Here is a 19,035-nt window from a genome sequence, read left to right on the forward strand (position 1 = left end):
CACTCAAACGATGCTCGCGCGGCGACCTACGACACCTGGCTCCATCACTACAATCACCACCGACCCCACACCGGCATCGGAGGCCAAGTCCCCGCCGACCGCGTTCACAACCTCACGGGGAACTACACCTAGCGGCTCGGCCTACTCGACCACCGAACCTGGCGGCGCTCAGCGGAGGAAGGGGTCTACCGCGGCAGCGACGAAGAGGAGCGCGAGGTAGGCGTTCGACCAGTGGAACAGCCGCATCGGCTTCAGCGCGACGAGCTCGTTGGACTTGCGCGCACGCGCCAGGAAGAGGTGCGCCTCGACGAGGAACGCGACACCGAGCACGACGGCGACCACCGGGTAGAACCAGCCGGTCGGCGCCACGGGCCACAGCAGCAGCGACGTCGCGACCATCGCGTACGAGTAGGCGAGCATCTTGCGGCCCACGACGGTCGCCGGCGCGATGACCGGGAGCATGGGGACGTCGGCCTGCGCGTAGTCCTCGCGGTAGCGGGTCGCCAGCGCCCAGGTGTGCGGCGGCGTCCAGAAGAAGACCACCGCGTACATGACGACCGGCGCCCACGACAGCTCGTTGGTCACCGCCGTCCAGCCGATGAGCGCCGGGAAGCAGCCCGCGAGGCCGCCCCAGACGACGTTCTGGGCCGTACGACGCTTCAGCAGCATCGTGTAGCCGACGACGTAGAAGACGTTCGCGGCGAGAGCCAGGCCGGACGACAGCCAGTTGACGAAGAACCCGAGCCACAGCGTCGAGACGACACCGAGCGCGAGCCCGAAGACGAGGGCGTTGCGCGTCGTGACCGCGTGGCGCGGCAGTGGGCGTCGTCGCGTCCGGCGCATCTGCTGGTCGATGTCGGCGTCGAAGACGCAGTTGAGCGCGTTGGCCGAACCCGCCGAGAGCGTGCCGCCCACCAGCGTCGCCACCACGACCCACAGGCCGGGCACGCCCTGCGCCGCGAGGAACATCATCGGCACGGTCGTCAGGAGGAGCAGCTCGATGATGCGGGGCTTCATCAGGCCGACGTAGGCGCTGACGACGTCTGACACACGGGGACGACCGCTCGACGGGTCCGAGGGGTGCTGGTGCGCAGCACTCAGCTCCGGGTCGATTGCGGTCACGCCGCGAGTCTAGTCCGCTCGGTTCACGACGCACCCCCGGGTTGCCCGGGCCCGGGCCCGACGTGACGGGCACCACGCAGTCTCGCAGCCTTCGTCCACCGCAGGGAGCCGATCCCCATGCCGTCGTGGGCGCGAGTAGGCTCGACACCGAGAACCGAACGTGGTCCGGCGTTCGAGCGCGCCGCGTGCCGGCGACAACCCGCGCAACCGTACGAGGAGCATCCCGACGTGAGCACCCAGCTGGAGTGGACCGACCTCGATCGCAAGGCGGTCGACACCGTCCGCGTCTTGGCGATGGACGCTGTCCAGAAGGTCGGCAACGGCCACCCCGGTACGGCGATGAGCCTCGCGCCCGCCGCGTACCTCCTCTACAACAAGGTGATGAAGCACAACCCCGCCGATCCGCACTGGATCGCGCGTGACCGCTTCGTCCTGTCGTGCGGCCACTCGAGCCTCACCCAGTACATCCAGCTCTACCTCACCGGCTACGGCCTCGAGCTCGCCGACATCGAGGCCCTCCGTACGTGGGGCAGCAAGACCCCCGGCCACCCGGAGTTCCGCCACACCGCCGGCGTCGAGGTGACGACCGGCCCGCTCGGCCAGGGCGTCGGCAACGCGGTCGGCATGGCGATGGCGGCGCGCCGGCGCCACGGCCTCCTCGAGCCCGAGGTCCCGCTGGGCGAGGGCCTGTTCGACCACGACGTCTACGCCATCGCCTCCGACGGCGACATGCAGGAGGGCGTGGCCTCCGAGGCCAGCTCGATCGCCGGCACGCAGCAGCTCGGCAACCTGACCGTGATCTGGGACGACAACCGCATCTCCATCGAGGACAACACCTCGGTGGCGTTCAACGAGGACGTGCTGCGCCGGTACGAGGGCTACGGCTGGCACGTCCAGCTCGTCGACTGGACGCACGGTGGTGAGAACTACGAGGAGGACGTCCAGGCGCTGAACGACGCCCTCGAGGCGGCCAAGCAGGTCCAGGACAAGCCGAGCCTCATCGCGCTCCGCACGATCATCGCGTGGCCGGCACCCACCAAGCAGAACACCGGCGCCTCCCACGGCTCGGCGCTCGGCGTCGACGAGGTCGCCGCCACCAAGAAGGTGCTCGGCTTCGACCCCGACAAGACGTTCGAGGTCGCGCCCGAGGTCATCGAGCACACCCGCGCGACCCGCACCCGGGGCGAGAAGCTCCAGGCCGAGTGGGACGAGCGGTACGCGCAGTGGCGCGCCGAGCACCCCGACGCTGCCGCGCTCATCGACCGCCTCGAGGCGCGCGAGCTCCCCGACGGCTGGGACGAGGGTCTGCCGACCTACGAGCCCGACGAGAAGGGTGTCGCCACCCGCGTCGCCTCCGGCGCGTTCCTCACCGCCGCCGCTCCGCAGCTGCCCGAGCTGTGGGGTGGCTCGGCCGACCTCGCCGGCTCGAACAACACCACGCCGAAGGGCGAGCCGTCCTTCCTCCCGCCCGAGCACGCGTCGAAGATGTTCTCCGGCGACTGGTACGGCCGCGTCCTGCACTTCGGCATCCGCGAGCACGGCATGGGCGCGATCCTCAACGGCATGGCGCTCCACTCCCCCACGCGCCCGTACGGCGGCACGTTCCTGGTGTTCTCCGACTACATGCGGCCGTCGGTCCGCCTCGCGGCGCTCATGCAGCTGCCAGTCACCTACGTCTGGACGCACGACTCGATCGGCCTCGGTGAGGACGGCCCGACGCACCAGCCGGTCGAGCACCTCGCCGCGCTGCGCGCCATCCCCGGCCTCGACGTGATCCGTCCGGCCGACGCCAACGAGACGATCGCCGTCTGGAAGAAGGTGCTCGCCTCGGCGACACACCCCGCGGCGCTGGCGCTGAGCCGCCAGAACCTGCCCGTCTTCCCGCGCGGGACCGACGGCTACGCCCCGGCCGAGGACGCAGCCAAGGGCGGCTACGTCCTCCTCGACACCGACGGCGACCCCGACGTCGTGCTGATCGGCACCGGCTCGGAGGTCCAGCTGGCCGTCGCCGCCCGCGAGCAGCTCGCCGCCGAGGGGATCAAGGCGCGCGTCGTCTCGATGCCGTGCCGTGAGTGGTTCGACGGGCAGTCCGAGGCGTACCGCGACTCGGTCGTCCCGCCGCACGTGCGCGCACGCGTGAGCGTCGAGGCCGGCATCGCCCAGGGCTGGCGCGAGGTCGTCGGCGACGCCGGGCGCACGGTGAGCCTGGAGCACTACGGCGCGTCGGCGGCGTACCAGACGCTCTACGACCAGTTCGGCATCACCGCCGACGCGGTCGTGAGCGCCGCCAAGGAGAGCATCGCCGCTGCCGGACACACCGGAGGGGTCGGCGTCTTCGCGAAGCCGATGGACACGATCCTCCCGCAGACCGACCACTGAAGGACGCCGCGCGACGGCGTCACCCGATGACGGAGGAGACAGTGATGACCGACCGACTGCAGGCACTCAGCGAGGCAGGGGTGTCCATCTGGCTGGACGACCTCTCCCGGGAGCTCACCGAGACGGGCGCCCTCGCGTCTCTCGTCGTCGACGACCACGTCGTCGGCGTGACCAGCAACCCCACCATCTTCGCCTCGGCGATGAAGGAGGGCGAGCGCTACGAGGGGCAGCTCGACGAGCTCGTCGGCTCGGACGAGCAGACCACGGTCGCCGACGCGATCTTCGAGCTGACCACGACCGACGTCCGCGAGGCGGCACACATCCTGCGCGGGGTCTGGGGCGAGACCCTCGGCACCGACGGCCGGGTCTCGCTCGAGGTCGACCCGACGCTCGCGTACGACACCGACATGACCATCGCCACCGCCAAGAAGCTGTGGGACAAGGTCGGCGAGCCGAACGTGTTCATCAAGATCCCGGCCACCCGTGAGGGGCTGCCCGCGATCGCCGCGACCATCGCCGAGGGGATCAGCGTCAACGTCACCCTGCTGTTCTCGGTGGACCGCTACCGCGAGGTGATGGACGCCTACGCGTACGGCCTGGAGCAGGCCGACGCCAACGGCATCGACCTGTCGTCGATCTACTCGGTCGCGTCGGTGTTCGTCAGCCGCATCGACTCCGAGGTCGACAAGCGTCTCGACGACATCGGGACGTCCGAGGCGGTCGCGCTCAAGGGCAAGACCGGCATCGCCAACTCGCGCCTGGCCTACGCCGCGTACGAGGAGTTCTTCGGCTCGGAGCGCTGGGCCGCGCTGGAGGCGAAGGGCGCCAACCGCCAGCGCCCGCTGTGGGCCTCGACCGGCGTGAAGAACCCGGACTACCCCGACACGATGTACGTCTCGGAGCTCGTGGCCCCGGGAGTCGTCAACACGATGCCGGGCGCGACGCTCAAGGCGTTCAAGGACCACGGCGAGGTCCACGGCGACACGCTGACGGGCACCGCCGAAGAGGCCCAGCAGGTGCTCACCTCGCTCGCCGAGGTCGGTGTCGACTACGACGACGTCATGCTCACCCTCGAGTCCGAGGGCGTCGAGAAGTTCGAGTCCTCGTGGGCGGACCTCGTCCGTACCGTGCAGGACCAGCTCACGGCCGCGCGCACCCGCCGCGGCTGACCGCGACACGAGGGGGATCCGTGGAGGACGAGAGCGCGCCCGCAGGTTTCGAGCTCGGGCTTGCCTATCCGGACGAGCAGGAGCTGCAGAAGGCGGTCGACCAGCTCGTCGCCGACCAGATCGCCAGCCGCATCGCAGGGCACGACGCGACGCTGTGGGGCACGGAGGCCGAGGAGGAGGCGGGCAAGCGGCTCGGCTGGGTCGACCTGCACGTGACCTCGGTGCCGCTCGTCGCCCAGGTCGAGGCCCTGCGCGACGAGCTGCGCGGGAAGGGCCTCGACCGCGTCGTCCTGTGCGGCATGGGCGGGTCGTCGCTGGCACCGGAGGTGATCTGCGCAAGCGCCGGCGTCGCGCTGACCGTGCTCGACTCCTCCCAGCCGGACATGGTCCGCGAGGCGATCGACCAGGACCTCGCCCGTACGGTCGTGGTGGTCTCCAGCAAGTCCGGCGGGACCGTCGAGACCGACAGCCAGCGCCGGGCGTACGAGCACGCCTTCACCGTCGCCGGGATCGACCCGGCGGAGCGCATCGTCGTCGTCACCGACCCGGGCTCGCCGCTCGACGCGGAGGCGACCGAGAAGGGCTACCGGGTCTTCCACGCCGACCCGCAGGTCGGCGGCCGCTACTCGGCGCTGACCGCGTTCGGCCTGGTGCCGAGCGGTCTGGCCGGCGCCGACGTCGGCGCGCTCCTCGAGCAGGCCGACGAGATCGCCGAGGACGTCGCCGCCGACGACGAGACCAACCCCGCCCTCGTGCTGGCCGCCCTGATCGGCGTAGCCAACGCGCACGGCGTCGACAAGCTCGTGCTCGCCGACGCGGGCTCACGCAACGTCGGGTTCGGCGACTGGGCCGAGCAGCTCGTCGCCGAGTCCACGGGCAAGCAGGGCAAGGGAGTCCTGCCGGTCGTCGTCTCGGGACCCCACTCCCCCGACGCCGACCCGAACACCCCCGACGAGGTCGTCGGCATGATCGGGCCGATGCGCGACGACCACCCGGTCGCGACCTCCGGCTACGGCTTCGCGGTCGACGCCCCGCTCGGCGCGCTCTTCCTGCTCTGGGAGTACACGACGGCGATCGTCGGCCAGATGATCGGCATCAACCCGTTCGACCAGCCGGACGTCGAGAGCGCCAAGCAGGCAGCGCGCGACATGCTCGGCGGCGGTGGCGAGGCACCGGTCGCCGCGTTCACCGATCGCGGCGTGACCGTGTACGACACGGGCGACTGGTTGCCCGAGGACGTCACGACCGTGGGCGAGGCCGTCGCGGCTCTGCTCGACGAGCTGGACCCCGAGCGCGGGTACGTGGCCGTCCAGGCCTACCTCGACCGGCTCGGCGACCCGCGCCTCGCGGAGACGCGTGACGCGCTGGCCACGCGTACGGGGCGGCCGACGACGTTCGGGTGGGGCCCTCGGTTCCTCCACTCCACCGGCCAGTACCACAAGGGCGGGCCCGCCACCGGCGTCTACCTGCAGATCACCACCGAGCCGGACCAGGACCTCGAGGTCCCCGATCGGCCGTTCACCTTCGGCGAGTTCGTGCTCGCCCAGGCCGTCGGCGACGCACAGGTCCTCGCCTCCCGGGGTCGACCGGTGCTGCGGCTGCACCTCGACGGCTCGGAGGCAGCGCGGGCCGCCGTCCGGGAGGCGCTCGAGTGAGCCGGGCCGCGCAGGGCGGGCCGAGTCCGTACGTCAACCCGCTGCGTCAGCCGGAGGACCGACGGCTCCCCCGGATCGCGGGGCCCAGCTGTCTGGTGATCTTCGGCGTGACGGGCGACCTGTCCCGCAAGAAGCTGATGCCTGCGGTCTACGACCTCGCCAACCGCGGGCTGCTGCCGCCGGGGTTCTCGCTCGTCGGCTTCGCACGGCGTGAGTGGGAGGACCAGGACTTCGCCCAGGTCGTCTACGACTCGGTGAAGCAGTACGCCCGGACGGAGTTCCGCGAGGAGGTCTGGAAGCAGCTGTCCGAGGGCTTCCGCTTCGTCCCCGGCGCTTTCGACGACGACGAGGCGTTCGAGCAGCTGGCCAACACCGTCACCGAGCTCGACCTCGAGCGCGGCACGGGTGGCAACTACGCCTTCTACCTCTCCATCCCGCCCGGGTTCTTCTCGACCGTGGTCGGGCAGATCAAGAAGCACGGTCTCGCCACCCCTCGCGCCGACTCGTGGCGCCGTGTCGTCATCGAGAAGCCGTTCGGCCACGACCTGGAGAGCGCGATCGAGCTCGACGACGTCGTGTCGGAGGTCTTCCCTCCGGAGTCGGTGTTCCGGATCGACCACTACCTGGGCAAGGAGACGGTCCAGAACATCCTCGCCTTCCGGTTCGCGAACGAGCTGTTCGAGCCGGTCTGGAACGCTCACTACGTCGACCACGTGCAGATCACGATGGCCGAGGACGTCGGCATCGGCGGCCGTGCCGGCTACTACGACGGCATCGGCGCCGCCCGCGACGTCATCCAGAACCACCTCCTCCAGCTGATGGCGCTCGTCGCCATGGAGCCGCCGGTCTCGTTCAGCGCGAGGAGCCTGCGCCTGGAGAAGCAGAAGGTCCTCGCGCAGGCCCGCCCGCCGGAGCGGATGGACCTGCACACGGCGCGCGGCCAGTACACCGCCGGCTGGGCCGGAGGGCTCAAGGTCAGGGGCTACCTGGACGAGGAGGACATCCCGGCGACGTCGGCTACCGAGACGTACGCCGCGATCCGCCTCGACATCGAGACGCGGCGCTGGGCGGGCGTGCCGTTCTACCTGCGTACGGGCAAGCGCCTCGCCCGTCGCGTCACCGAGATCGCCGTCGTGTTCAAGCGGGCGCCGCACCAGCCGTTCGCGAAGTACGACACCGCCGAGCTCACCCAGAACGCGATCGTCATCCGGATCCAGCCCGACGAGGGCGTGACCGTCCGGTTCGGCTCCAAGGTGCCTGGCACCGCGATGGAGCTGCGAGACGTCAACATGGACTTCGCCTACGGCGGCACGTTCGTCGAGTCGAGCCCGGAGGCGTACGAGCGCCTCATCTTGGACGTGCTCCTCGGAGACCCGCCGCTCTTCCCGCAGCAGGAGGAGGTCGAGCTCTCCTGGAAGATTCTCGACCCGATCATCAACTACTGGGCCGAGCAGTCGAAGAAGGGCGCGAGCATGCCGGACCCGTACGTCTCCGGCGGCTGGGGACCGGCGTCGGCCGACACGATGCTCGAACGCGACGGGCGCGCCTGGCGGCGACCGTGACCACCGACGAGCGAGGACTGCGATGAAGGTCGACCTGAACGACACCAGCTCCAGCGCCGTCGCGGCCGCGCTCGTCCGCGCGCGCATCGCAGCTGGCAGCCCGGCGATGGGGATGGTGCTCACGCTGATCGTGGTGACCGACGAGGCCCGCTACTACGACGCGATGCGTGCCGCCCGGGTCATCTCGCGCGAGCACCCCGCCCGCGTCCTCGGGGTCATCCTGCGGTCCAAGCGCGGCCCTGCAGCCCTCGACGCGCAGGTGCGCATCGGCAACGACAGCGCCGGCGAGTCGGTCATCTTGCGGATGAGCGGTGAGCTGACGCAGCACGCCGAGTCGGTCGTCCTGCCGCTGCTCCTTCCGGACTCCCCTGTCGTGGCCTGGTGGCCCGGCTCCGCGCCGAAGGTCCCCGCGCTCGACCCGCTGGGTTCGCTGGCGACCCGCCGGATCACCGACGCCGCTGCGGCACGGACGCGCCACGCGGCCCTGCTGCGGGTCGCGCGGTCGTACCACCCGGGCGACACCGACCTCGCGTGGACGCGTCTCACGCCCTGGCGAGCCCTCCTCGCGGCCGCACTCGACCAGGTCGAGCTCAAGGTGACTGGGGCGACCGTCGTGGCCGAGCGCGGCAACCCCAGCGCGGAGCTGCTCGTCGCGTGGCTCGAGGCGCGGCTCAAGGTGCCGGTGCAGCACTCGGTCTCTCGCGGCCCCGGCATCACCGAGGCCCGCCTGCACTCTACGGTCGGCGACGTCGCTGTCCTGCGCCACGACGGTCGCAACGGGCGGTTCTTCGTGCCGGGTGAGGCGGAGCGAGCGGTGGCGCTCAAGCGACGCTCGACCGCCGAGCTGCTGGCCGAGGACCTGCGACGGCTCGACGAGGACGACGTGTACGCCGAGACCGTCCAGCGGCTGCTGCGCCGCGAGGACCGCAGCTCGTCCGGACGGTCGAAGACCTCGGGACGCAGCAAGCCGAGCGTCGACGGAGGCTCCGACAAGGACGCGAAGAAGTCCGCGAAGAAGACGCCCGCGAAGCGTGCGGCGAAGAAGACGGAGGCGTGACGTGGACCAGCAGACCGACGTGATGGTCGACGGCGGCCACGACCAGCTCGCCCGCAGCGTCGCCGACCAGCTGGTCTCCACCCTCGCTGCGCTCCAGGCACAGGGACGCGTCCCCAGCGTGGTGCTCACCGGCGGCACGATCGCCGACACGGTGCACCGCGAGGTCGCGGCGCGCGCGGAGGACGGACGCGTCGACTGGTCGCGGGTCGAGTTCTTCTGGGGCGACGAGCGCTTCGTCGCGCACGACAGCGACGACCGCAACGAGCGGCAGGCGCGCCGGGCGCTCCTCGACCACCTCGACGTGGACGAGTCGCTCGTCCACGCGATGCCGTCGGACGACGGGTCCCTCAGCCTCGACGAGGCCGCCGCGCGCTACGCCGAGGTCGTCCGCGACCGTGCCTTCGACGTCGTGATGCTGGGCGTCGGCCCCGACGGACACGTCGCCTCGCTGTTCCCCGGCAAGCCGACGCTCGACGTCGACGACCGTGACACCGTCGCCGAACCCGACTCTCCGAAGCCGCCGCCCGCGCGGCTCAGCCTCACCTTCGCCGCGCTCAACCGCGGGCGCGAGGTGTGGTTCCTCGTGTCGGGGTCGAGCAAGTCGGACGCCGTCGCGCGCGCCCTGTCGGGTGACGCCGTCACGACCACGCCCGCCGCCGGCGTACGCGGCTCCGAGCAGACGATGTGGATGCTGGACGAGGCCGCGGCGTCAGCGCTGCCGGCCGACCTGAGGTGACACCGCGGGCGAACGTCAGTAGATGACTTCGCCGCGGGCGCGACGCTCGCGCAGCGTCTCGAGCGCCTCGGAGAGGATCTGCTCCGCCTCGTCGTCGCTGCGACGCTCCTTCACGTACGCGAGGTGCGTCTTGTACGGCTCGATCTTGGGAGCCGTCGGAGGGTTCTCGTGGTCCTGGCTCGCCGGGAGCCCGCAGCGCGGGCAGTCCCACGACTCGGGCACCTCGGCCTCGAGCGCGAAGCTCAGGACAGTCGTGTGTGAGTTCGAGCAGAAGAAGGAGATGGCTCGCCGTGGAGCGGCGTCCCCCCGCTCGGCCTCACCCATCGGGCCCGAGCCGACCCGGCTTCCTCGAATGGCACCGCCTGACACCTGTGGACTCCTCGCCCCTCGTCACAAGTCATCGCCCCCGGCTGACGCCGGGTCGATAGTGAGTGTAAACGGCGCTGCACCTCGGGTCGAGGTGCAGCGCGAAACAATATGGTCCGGTCAGTTGAACCGGTAGAGCAGGCCGAGCGCGACGACGCAGACGGCCCAGACGACAGCCGTCCCGACCGTGATCCGGTCGAGGTTGCGCTCAGCCACGGACGAGCCACCGAGGCTGCTCGAGACCCCGCCGCCGAACATGTCGGAGAGGCCGCCACCGCGTCCCTTGTGCATGAGCACGAGGACGATGAGCAGCACGCTGGACAGGATGAGCAGGATCGAGAAGGTGAGGATCACGACGGATCGTCCTTACGGGTTGTACGGGTCCGGCTGCGGCTCACGCCACGCCCGACAGGTCGGGGAGATCGGAGAATCGGCAGATGGCGGCGAACTCCTCCGCCTGGAGGCTCGCGCCTCCCACCAGGGCGCCGTCGACGTCCGGCTGCGCCATGATCGCGGGAGCATTCGCTGCCTTGACCGATCCTCCGTACAGGATACGCACCCGATCGGCCGCTTGCGAGGACCACGTCTTGGCGACCTGCTCGCGCAGCGCCTGGCACACCTCCTGGGCGTCCTCGGGCGTCGCCACCTCGCCGGTGCCGATCGCCCACACGGGCTCGTACGCGATGACCGACTCGGCGACCTGGTCGGGCGTCAGGCCCGCCAGCGAGCCCTCGACCTGCTGCGTGCAGTGGCCGACGTGCGTCCCGGCCTTGCGGACCTCGAGGCCCTCGCCGACGCACACGATCGGGGTCATGCCGGCATCGAGCGCCTTGAGCGCCTTCGCGGCGACGAGCGCGTCGTCCTCACCGTGGTACTCGCGGCGCTCGGAGTGACCGACGACGACGTACGAGCAGCCGAGCTTGGCCAGCATCGACGCGGCGATCTCGCCGGTGTACGCGCCGGCGTCGTGGACCGAGACGTCCTGCGCGCCGTAACGGATCTTCATCCGGTCGCCGTCGACGATCGTCTGCACGCTCCGCAGGTCGGTGAACGGCGGGAAGACCGCCACCTCGGCCTTGTCGAAGTCGTGCTTCTTGTCCTGGAGGACCCAGGCGAGCTTCTGCACCAGGACCACGGCCTCCTGGTGGTTGAGGTTCATCTTCCAGTTGCCCGCGATCAGCGGGGTGCGCGTCTGCGCCATCGTCGTCAGCCCTCCAGGACCTGCAGGCCGGGGAGCGTCGCGCCCTCGAGGAACTCGAGGGAGGCGCCTCCACCGGTCGAGATGTGACCGAACTGTGCGTCGTCGAAACCGAGCCGCCGCACCGCCGCCGCGGAGTCTCCGCCACCGACGACGGACAGTCCCTCCACCTCGGTGAGCGCCTGAGCGACGGCCTTGGTGCCGGCCGCGTACGCGGGGAACTCGAACACGCCCATCGGGCCGTTCCAGAAGACGGTGCGCGAGCCCGAGATGAGGCGTGCGAACGCCTCTGCGGACTCGGGGCCGATGTCCAGGCCCATCTGGTCGGTGGGGATCGCGTCGACAGGGACCGTCGTCGGCGGCGCGTCGGCGGAGAACTCCGGCGCCACGACCACGTCGGTCGGCAGCAGGATCTCCACCCCCTTCTCTGCCGCTCGCGCGAGGTAGCCCTTGACGGTGTCGATCTGGTCGGCCTCGAGCAGCGAGGTACCGACGCCGTGCCCCTTCGCGGCGAGGAACGTGAACACCATGCCGCCGCCGATGAGCAGGGCGTCGGCCTTCTCGAGAAGGTTGTCGATGACCCCGAGCTTGTCGGAGACCTTCGAGCCGCCCAGGACCACCGCGTACGGGCGGGCCGGGTCCTCGGTGAGCTGACGCAGCACCTCGACCTCCGCCAGCACGAGCCCGCCGGCCGCTGCCGGGAGGCGCTCGGCGATGTCGTAGACGCTCGCCTGCTTGCGGTGGACGACTCCGAAGCCGTCGGAGACGAACGCGTCGCCGAGCTCCGCGAGCTGGTCGGCGAACGCGCCGCGCTCGGCGTCGTCCTTGCTGGTCTCGCCTGCGTTGAAGCGGACGTTCTCCAGGACCGCCACCTGTCCGTCCTCGAGACCCGCAACGACCTCGTGGGCGGACTCGCCCACGGTGTCGCTCGCGAACGTCACGTCCTGGCCGAGCAGCTCGGCGAGCCGGACCGCCACCGGCTCCAGCGAGTACGCCGGGTCCGGGGCGCCCTTGGGACGGCCGAGGTGAGCCATGACGACGACCTTGGCGCCGGCGTCGGCGAGCCGCAGGATCGTCGGGACGCTCGCGCGGACGCGCCCGTCGTCGGTGATGGTCGTGCCGTCGAGGGGCACATTGAGGTCACTGCGGACGAGCACGCGCTTGCCGCGCAGGTCGCCCAGGTCGTCGATGGTCTTCACGAGGCTCCCAGGCGCGTCAGAGCGACGAGCCGACGAACGAGGTGAGGTCGACGAGGCGGTTGGAGTAGCCCCACTCGTTGTCGTACCAGCCGACGACCTTGACCTGGTCGCCGATGACCTTGGTGAGGCCCGAGTCGAAGATGCACGAGGCCGGGTCGGTCACGATGTCGGTGGAGACGATCGGGTCCTCGGTGTAGACGAGGTAGCCCTTGAGCGGACCCTCGGCCGCCGCCTTGACGATCGCGTTGACCTCCTCGACCGACGTCTCGCGCGGCGCGGTGAACGTCAGGTCGGTCGCGGAGCCGGTGGGCACCGGCACGCGCAGCGCGTAGCCGTCGAGCTTGCCCTTGAGCTCGGGGAGCACGAGGCTCACGGCCTTGGCGGCACCCGTCGAGGTCGGGACGATGTTGAGGGCGGCGGCGCGGGCCCGACGAAGGTCCTTGTGCGGACCGTCCTGGAGGTTCTGGTCCTGGGTGTAGGCGTGGATCGTGGTCATCAGACCACGCTCGATGCCGAGCCCGTCGTTGAGCGCCTTCGCCATCGGCGCGAGGCAGTTGGTGGTGCACGACGCGTTGGAGACGATGTTGTGCTTCGCCGGGTCGTACAGGTTCTCGTTGACGCCCATGACGACCGTCAGGTCCTCGTTCTTCGCCGGGGCGGAGATCAGGACCTTCTTGGCGCCGGCGTCGAGGTGGGCCTTGGCCTTCGTCGCATCGGTGAAGAACCCGGTCGACTCGATGACGATGTCGACGCCGAGGTCGCCCCACGGGAGGGCCGACGGGTCGCGCTCCTCGAACGCCTTGATGCTGCGCCCGCCGACGGTGATCGTGGACTCGTCGTAGGAGACGTCCTCGGGGAGGCGACCCAGGATCGAGTCGTACTTGAGGAGGGTCGCAAGGGTCTTGTTGTCGGTGAGGTCGTTCACCGCGACGACCTCGAAATCGGCTCCCGAGGCCAATGCCGCCCGGTAGAAGTTGCGGCCGATCCGGCCGAATCCATTGATACCAACGCGCACGGTCACGACGCTCTCCTTCGAGGATCACTCATCGGGCTTGACGATCACCACGAGCCTATCGCGGGGCCTTGACGCCACCTCACACGGACTCCGGGCCTGAGATCAGGCCTCCTCGGCCAGCATCTCCTCGGTCAGGCTGGCCTCCGTGTCAGGGATCCCGAGGTCGCTCGCGCGCTTGTCGGCCATGGCCAGCAGGCGGCGGATGCGCCCCGCGATCGCGTCCTTCGTCAAGGCTGGGTCATGGAGCTGGCCCAGCTCCTCCAGGCTCGCCTGCTTGTGCTCGACGCGCAACCTGCCGGCGGTCTGCAGGTGCTCGGGCACGTCGTCGCCGAGGATCTCCAACGCCCGCTGGACGCGCGCGCCAGCGGCCACCGCGGCACGGGCCGACCGGCGGAGGTTGGCGTCGTCGAAGTTGGCGAGACGGTTGGCCGTCGCGCGCACCTCGCGACGCATGCGCCGCTCCTCCCAGGCGAGCAGCGACTCGTGAGCACCCAACCGGGTGAGCAGAGCGCCGATGGCCTCGCCGTCGCGGATGACCACGCGGTCGACCCCGCGCACCTCGCGCGCCTTGCCCTGGATGCCGAGCCGCCGCGCCGCGCCCACGAGGGCGAGCGCCGCCTCCGGCCCCGGGCAGGTCACCTCGAGCGCCGACGAGCGCCCCGGCTCGGTCAGCGAGCCCCGCGCCAGGAACGCCCCGCGCCACGCCGCGACGGCGTCGCACGTCGCCCCGGACACGACCTGAGGCGGCAGGCCGCGGATCGGTCGGTTGGCGCCATCGAGCAGCCCGGTCTGGCGAGCCAGCGCGGCGCCCTCCCGGACGACGCGCACCACCCAGCGGGTGCCCTTGCGGATGCCGTTGCCCTGCAGGACCTGGACCTCGCTGGCGTGACCGTAGACGTCGGCGATGTCGTTGCGCAGCCTGCGCGCTGCGGCACCCGTGTCCACCTCGGCCTCGACCACGATCGCGCCGGCGACGAGGTGCAGTCCCCCGCCGAACCTCAGCAGCGACGACACCTCCGCCTTGCGGCAGCATGCCTTGGTGACCGACGTGCTCGACAGCTCCGACTTGACCTGCGCGGTCATGGCCATAGGCCCACTCCTTCGTTCTTCTCGCCGGCCCCCCGGCGAGGTAGCTACCCCAGCGACACTGTACGCGCGCAGTCGCCGCTGCGTGGCCCGTGGCGGGCGAGACCGGTCGTCAGGGACAGGCGCGCATGATGCGCTCGTACGCGGCCGCGAGCCGTAGAGGGTCGTGGCGCGCAGTGCCGTCGCCGAGGGCGAGCGACTCGAGCACGAGCTCGGCCCCGAGCTCGGCCGACGCGGCACGGAGGCGGTCCTCGTCGGCGACGGCGGCCCGGTCGGCCAGCACGATGTCGACCGAGAGGTTGGGGGCGTGCTCGCCGAGCACCTCGAGGTGCCGTTCGGGTGAGAACCCTTCGGTCTCCCCCGGCTGCGCGGCCAGGTTGAGCACGACCATCCGTCGCGCCGGCGTCTCGTGGAGGGCGAGCGAGAGGTCGGGCACGAGGAGGTTCGGGATGACGCTCGTGAACCAGGAGCCCGGGCCGACGACGACCCACTCCGCCTCGCGTACGGCGGTCAGGGCGGCGGGCGAGGCCGGCGGGTCGGCGGGGTCGAGGCGGACCCCGAGGACCTCACCGGGGGCCGTGGCGACCTCGGCCTGTCCACGGACCTCCTCCACCGAGCCGTCGGGCTGCCGGACGGAGGCCGCGATGTCCAGGGGCAGCGAGCTCATCGGGAGGACGCGGCCGCGAGCACCCAGGAGCTGACCGATGAGGTCGAGCCCGTGGACGTGGTCGCCGAGCAGCTCCCAGAGCCCGACGATGAGCAGGTTGCCGAGCGCGTGGCCGTCGAGCTCGCCGGGAGACGTGAACCGGTGCTGGAGCACCTGGGCCCACGTCCGCCCCCACTCGTCCTCGCCGCACAGCGCCGCGAGCGCTTTGCGCAGGTCGCCCGGAGGGAGCACCCCGAGCTCGTCGCGCAGACGCCCGGACGAACCGCCGTTGTCGGCGACGGTCACGATCGCGGTGATCGCGGCAGGCAGGTAGCGCAGCGCCGAGAGGCTCGCCGCAAGGCCGTGCCCGCCGCCCATCGCGACGATCCGGCGCTGCGCCACCGGCGAGTAGGCCGGACCACGACGTCGGCTGGAGGCGGTCACTCTCGCCCCAGGTCGCGGTGGACCACGAGGGTACGGACGTCGTGGGCACGCAGGCGCTCGCCCAGCGCCTCGGCCATCGCCACGCTGCGGTGGCGACCACCCGTGCAGCCGATCGCCAAGGAGAGGAAGCGCTTGTTCTGACGGACGAATCCGTCCGTCAGCGTCTTGAGGAGCTCCTCGTACTGGTCGAGGAACGGCAGCGCGTCCGGCTGGCCAAGGACGTACTCGATCACCTCGGGGTCGAGGCCGCTGAGCGGTCGCAGGGCGTCGTCCCAGTACGGGTTGGGGAGGAAGCGCATGTCGGCGACCATGTCGGAGTCGACCGGGATGCCGTACTTGAAGCCGAACGAGACCACCGTTGCGCGCAGCGGGTGCTCGTCGGGGCTCTCGAAGGCGGCAGAGACCCGCGCCGAGAGCTGGTGGACGTTGAGGCGCGTCGTGTCGACGACGAGGTCGGCCTCCGCGCGCAGCTCGCGCAGCATCTCGCGCTCGACCCGGAATCCGTCGAGGAGCCGGCCTTCCGTACGCAAGGGGTGCGGCCTGCGGGCGGCCTCCTGGCGGCGCACGAGGACCTCGTCGGACGCCTCGACGAAGATCACCGTCGAGCGCAGACCCTCCTTGCGGAGGCGCTCGAGGGCACCGGACAGCGCGGAGAAGAACTGACGAGACCGTGCGTCGACCACGACGCCGAGCTTGGTGGCGACGTGGTTCTGGCCGAAGAGCTCGACCGTGTCGCCGAGCAGCTGAGGCGGCAGGTTGTCGACCACGAAGAACCCGATGTCCTCCAGGACCTTCGCGACCGTGCTTCGTCCGGCACCGGTCATGCCCGTCACCAAGACGAGCTCTTCTACACCCGAGCTGCTCACGACCCCTCCTCGAGGATCTCGCCGGTCGTCATGTTGATCGAAGGGGCCGACGGCGTCGACCGGTCCCCCGCGAGAGCCTCGGCGACCGCGGCCGCCGTCCGAGGTCCGAAGCCCGGCACCGCGGCGATCTCCTCCACCGTGGCGGCTCGCAGCTTCTTGAGCGAGCCGAACCGGCGGAGCAACGCCTTGCGGCGCACCTCGCCGAGCCCGGGCACGTCGTCCAGAGCGCTCTCGACCATGGTGCGGGATCGGCGCCCGCGGTGGTGGGAGATCGCAAAACGGTGCGCCTCGTCACGGACACGCTGGAGGAGGTAGAGACCCTCGCTCGTCCGCGGCAGGATGACGGGATCCTCCTCGTCGGGGACCCACACCTCCTCGAGACGCTTGGCCAGACCGCACAGCGGGATGTCGTCGACGCCGAGCGCACGCATCGCGTCGTGCGCCGCCGCCACCTGCGGCGGCCCGCCGTCGACGACCACGAGGCCGGGGGCGTACGCGAACTTGCGCGGCTTGCCGGTGTCGGGGTCGACCAGCTGGGGGCCTTCGGCGTCGGCCGGGTCCTCGACGCCGATCTCGGGGGCGGCCAGGGCCGCCCGCTCGTCGAGGTAGCGCCGGAAGCGCCGGGTGATGGTCTCGTGCATGGACGCGACGTCGTTCTGGCCGTCGACCCCGCGGATGACGAAGCGGCGGTACTCCGACTTGCGGGGCAGCCCGTCCTCGAAGACGACCATCGAGGCCACCACCTCGGTGCCCTGGAGGTTGGAGACGTCGTAGCACTCGATCCGCAGCGGCGCCTCGGGCAGGCCGAGCGCCGTCTGCAGCTCCTCGAGCGCGCGGGTGCGTGTCGTGAGGTCGCTGGCGCGCTTGGTCTTGTGCAGGACCAGCGCCTGCTTGGCGTTGCGCTCGACGGTCTCCATCAACGCCCGCTTGTCGCCGCGCTGCGGGATGCGGATCGCGACCTTGCTCCCCCGCTGCTGGGTCAGCCAGTCGGAGACCGCGTCGACGTCGTCGGGGAGCGCGGGCACGAGCACCTCGCGCGGGATGGCGTCGGCGTGCTCGCCGTCGTACAGCTTCATCATGGCCCGCTCGACCATCGCGCCCGTGCCGGCGTCGTCGGTCTTGTCGGCGACCCAGCCGCGCTGACCTCGGACGCGCCCGCCGCGGACCGAGAAGATCTGGACGCCGACCTCGAGCGGGTCGTCGGCGAGCGCGATCACGTCGGCGTCGGTGCCGTCGCCCAGGACGACCGCGTTCTTGTCGAGCGCCTTGCGCAGCGCGTCGATGTCGTCGCGCAGACGTGCTGCCCGCTCGTACTCCTGCTCCCCGGCGGCGGCCTTCATGTCACGCTCGAGACGCTTGATGTAGGTGCTGGTGTTGCCGGCGAGGAACGCGCAGAAGTCGTCGACGATCTCGCGGTGCTCCTCAGGGCTGACCCGGCCGACGCACGGTGCCGAGCACTTGCCGATGTAGCCCAGCAGGCACGGCCGCCCGATCTGCGCCGAACGCTTGAAGACGCCGTTGCTGCACGAGCGCATCGGGAACACGCGCAGGAGGAGGTCGACGGTCTCGCGGATCGCCCAGGCGTGGCTGTACGGGCCGAAGTAGCGGATGCCCTTGCGCTTGGCGCCGCGCCCGACCATCACCCGAGGGAACTCCTCGTTGAGCGTCACCGCCAGCCACGGGTAGGACTTGTCGTCGCGGTACTTGACGTTGAACCGCGGGTCGTACTCCTTGATCCAGGTGTACTCCAGCTGGAGGGCCTCGACCTCGTTGGACACCACGGTCCACTCGACGCTCGCAGCGGTCGTCACCATCTGCTGCGTACGGGGGTGGAGACCCGCGATGTCCTGGAAGTACGAGGAGAGGCGGGCCCGCAGCGACTTGGCCTTGCCGACGTAGATCACCTGGCGCTGCGCATCCCGGAAGCGGTAGACGCCAGGCGCGTCGGGGATGGAGCCCGGCGCCGGCCGGTACGTCGCTGGATCTGCCACGTCACCCAGCCTACGAGGGCGCGCCGACACCGGGCGGCACGTCCCTGCGAGAAAGGCTCAGGCGAGGAAGATCGTGTCGCCCTCGACGCGGATCTTGCGCTCGGGCAGGGCCTTCGTGGCGGGCCCCTGGAGGACCTTGCCGCCGTCGGTCGAGAACTCGCTGCCGTGGCACGGACACGTCAAGGTCGTGCCCTCGATCTTGCTCACGGCACAGCCTTGGTGCGTGCAGACCGACGAGAACGCCTTGAACTCGCCCTCGCTGGGCTGGGCGACGAGCACCTTCTCGCTCTCGTAGACACGGCCCCCGCCGACGGGGACGTCCGAGGTCGGACCGAGCTCGGTGCCTGCCGGAGCGCCGCCGGTCGCCATCGCGTCGTCCTGCGCGGTCGAGCTGCCGTCATCGCTGCCGCAGGCGGCGAGCAGCCCGCCGGCCACCACGGTGCCACCCACGAGTCCGGCGCCCTGAAGGACGGTACGGCGCTTCACGTCGGTCATTGCTGGCCCTCTCGTAGTCGTGCAGTCAGTGGAAGGTTCAACGATCCGC

The 19,035-nt window shown here is 70.8% G+C and carries 18 protein-coding genes; 7 read left to right on the plus strand and 11 right to left on the minus strand.

What is annotated here, in order from left to right:
- On the plus strand, nt 1-132 hold a 132-nt coding region (locus tag NYZ95_RS18110; protein ID WP_262852926.1), incomplete at its 5' end, for an integrase core domain-containing protein.
- Between the two features lie 36 nt (nt 133-168).
- Here the strand turns inward: NYZ95_RS18110 and NYZ95_RS18115 are convergent.
- A complete protein-coding gene (locus tag NYZ95_RS18115) occupies nt 169-1,122 on the minus strand; it encodes a heme o synthase (protein ID WP_372500517.1) in 954 nt (317 codons plus the stop codon).
- 228 nt (nt 1,123-1,350) lie between these two features.
- Here NYZ95_RS18115 and tkt point away from each other — a divergent pair, with 228 nt between their 5' ends.
- The 6 genes from tkt to pgl are packed head-to-tail and all read left to right on the plus strand — an operon-like array spanning nt 1,351 to nt 9,680.
- A complete protein-coding gene (tkt, locus tag NYZ95_RS18120) occupies nt 1,351-3,501 on the plus strand; it encodes a transketolase (RefSeq protein ID WP_262852743.1) in 2,151 nt (716 codons plus the stop codon).
- A 44-nt stretch (nt 3,502-3,545) separates the two neighbouring features.
- Entirely contained in the window at nt 3,546-4,670 is a 1,125-nt protein-coding gene (gene tal / locus NYZ95_RS18125) for a transaldolase (protein WP_262852744.1), read from the plus strand.
- 20 nt (nt 4,671-4,690) lie between these two features.
- Nucleotides 4,691-6,325: a phosphoglucose isomerase-related protein gene (locus NYZ95_RS18130; RefSeq protein ID WP_262852746.1), complete on the plus strand. Its 1,635-nt coding sequence runs from the start codon at nt 4,691-4,693 to the stop codon at nt 6,323-6,325.
- The gene (gene zwf / locus NYZ95_RS18135; protein WP_262852747.1) at nt 6,322-7,887 is read left to right on the plus strand and encodes a glucose-6-phosphate dehydrogenase; all 1,566 of its coding nucleotides are present in this window, start codon (nt 6,322-6,324) and stop codon (nt 7,885-7,887) included. The genes NYZ95_RS18130 and zwf overlap by 4 nt, the downstream gene beginning before the upstream one ends.
- Nucleotides 7,888-7,909: 22 nt before the next feature.
- Nucleotides 7,910-8,944 (plus strand): glucose-6-phosphate dehydrogenase assembly protein OpcA, encoded by a 1,035-nt coding sequence (locus tag NYZ95_RS18140; RefSeq protein ID WP_262852748.1) that lies wholly within the window; start codon nt 7,910-7,912, stop codon nt 8,942-8,944.
- A 1-nt stretch (nt 8,945) separates the two neighbouring features.
- Nucleotides 8,946-9,680, plus strand: a complete 735-nt coding sequence (gene pgl / locus NYZ95_RS18145; protein ID WP_262852749.1) for a 6-phosphogluconolactonase — start codon at nt 8,946-8,948, stop codon at nt 9,678-9,680.
- A gap of 15 nt (nt 9,681-9,695) precedes the next feature.
- Here the strand turns inward: pgl and NYZ95_RS18150 are convergent, their stop codons facing one another.
- The 10 genes from NYZ95_RS18150 to NYZ95_RS18195 all read right to left on the minus strand — a co-directional run bounded on the left by NYZ95_RS18150 (nt 9,696) and on the right by NYZ95_RS18195 (nt 18,986).
- Complete coding sequence (locus tag NYZ95_RS18150; protein WP_262852750.1) at nt 9,696-10,049, minus strand: RNA polymerase-binding protein RbpA; 354 nt, start codon at nt 10,047-10,049, stop codon at nt 9,696-9,698.
- A gap of 117 nt (nt 10,050-10,166) precedes the next feature.
- A complete protein-coding gene (gene secG, locus NYZ95_RS18155) occupies nt 10,167-10,400 on the minus strand; it encodes a preprotein translocase subunit SecG (RefSeq protein WP_262852751.1) in 234 nt (77 codons plus the stop codon).
- A gap of 40 nt (nt 10,401-10,440) precedes the next feature.
- Nucleotides 10,441-11,247, minus strand: coding sequence for a triose-phosphate isomerase (gene tpiA / locus NYZ95_RS18160; RefSeq protein ID WP_262852752.1), 807 nt, complete (start codon nt 11,245-11,247; stop codon nt 10,441-10,443).
- 5 nt (nt 11,248-11,252) lie between these two features.
- Nucleotides 11,253-12,443, minus strand: a complete 1,191-nt coding sequence (locus NYZ95_RS18165) for a phosphoglycerate kinase (RefSeq protein WP_262852753.1) — start codon at nt 12,441-12,443, stop codon at nt 11,253-11,255.
- A 16-nt stretch (nt 12,444-12,459) separates the two neighbouring features.
- Nucleotides 12,460-13,464: a type I glyceraldehyde-3-phosphate dehydrogenase gene (gene gap, locus NYZ95_RS18170; RefSeq protein WP_262852754.1), complete on the minus strand. Its 1,005-nt coding sequence runs from the start codon at nt 13,462-13,464 to the stop codon at nt 12,460-12,462.
- A gap of 96 nt (nt 13,465-13,560) precedes the next feature.
- Nucleotides 13,561-14,547 carry a DNA-binding protein WhiA gene (gene whiA, locus NYZ95_RS18175; RefSeq protein ID WP_262852755.1) on the minus strand — a complete coding sequence of 329 codons (987 nt, stop codon included), beginning with the start codon at nt 14,545-14,547 and terminating at the stop codon, nt 13,561-13,563.
- Nucleotides 14,548-14,656: 109 nt separating this feature from the next.
- Nucleotides 14,657-15,568 carry a gluconeogenesis factor YvcK family protein gene (locus NYZ95_RS18180; RefSeq protein WP_262852928.1) on the minus strand — a complete coding sequence of 304 codons (912 nt, stop codon included), beginning with the start codon at nt 15,566-15,568 and terminating at the stop codon, nt 14,657-14,659.
- Nucleotides 15,569-15,630: 62 nt separating this feature from the next.
- Nucleotides 15,631-16,500: an RNase adapter RapZ gene (gene rapZ / locus NYZ95_RS18185; protein ID WP_262852756.1), complete on the minus strand. Its 870-nt coding sequence runs from the start codon at nt 16,498-16,500 to the stop codon at nt 15,631-15,633.
- Nucleotides 16,497-18,491 carry an excinuclease ABC subunit UvrC gene (gene uvrC, locus NYZ95_RS18190; protein WP_262852757.1) on the minus strand — a complete coding sequence of 665 codons (1,995 nt, stop codon included), beginning with the start codon at nt 18,489-18,491 and terminating at the stop codon, nt 16,497-16,499. Before uvrC ends, rapZ begins: the two co-directional genes overlap by 4 nt.
- Nucleotides 18,492-18,548: 57 nt before the next feature.
- Complete coding sequence (locus NYZ95_RS18195; RefSeq protein ID WP_262852758.1) at nt 18,549-18,986, minus strand: Rieske (2Fe-2S) protein; 438 nt, start codon at nt 18,984-18,986, stop codon at nt 18,549-18,551.
- Nucleotides 18,987-19,035 lie beyond the last annotated feature (49 nt).

Source organism: Mumia quercus, assembly GCF_025506335.1.
In the GTDB taxonomy this organism is placed as follows: Bacteria; Actinomycetota; Actinomycetes; order Propionibacteriales; family Nocardioidaceae; genus Mumia; species Mumia quercus.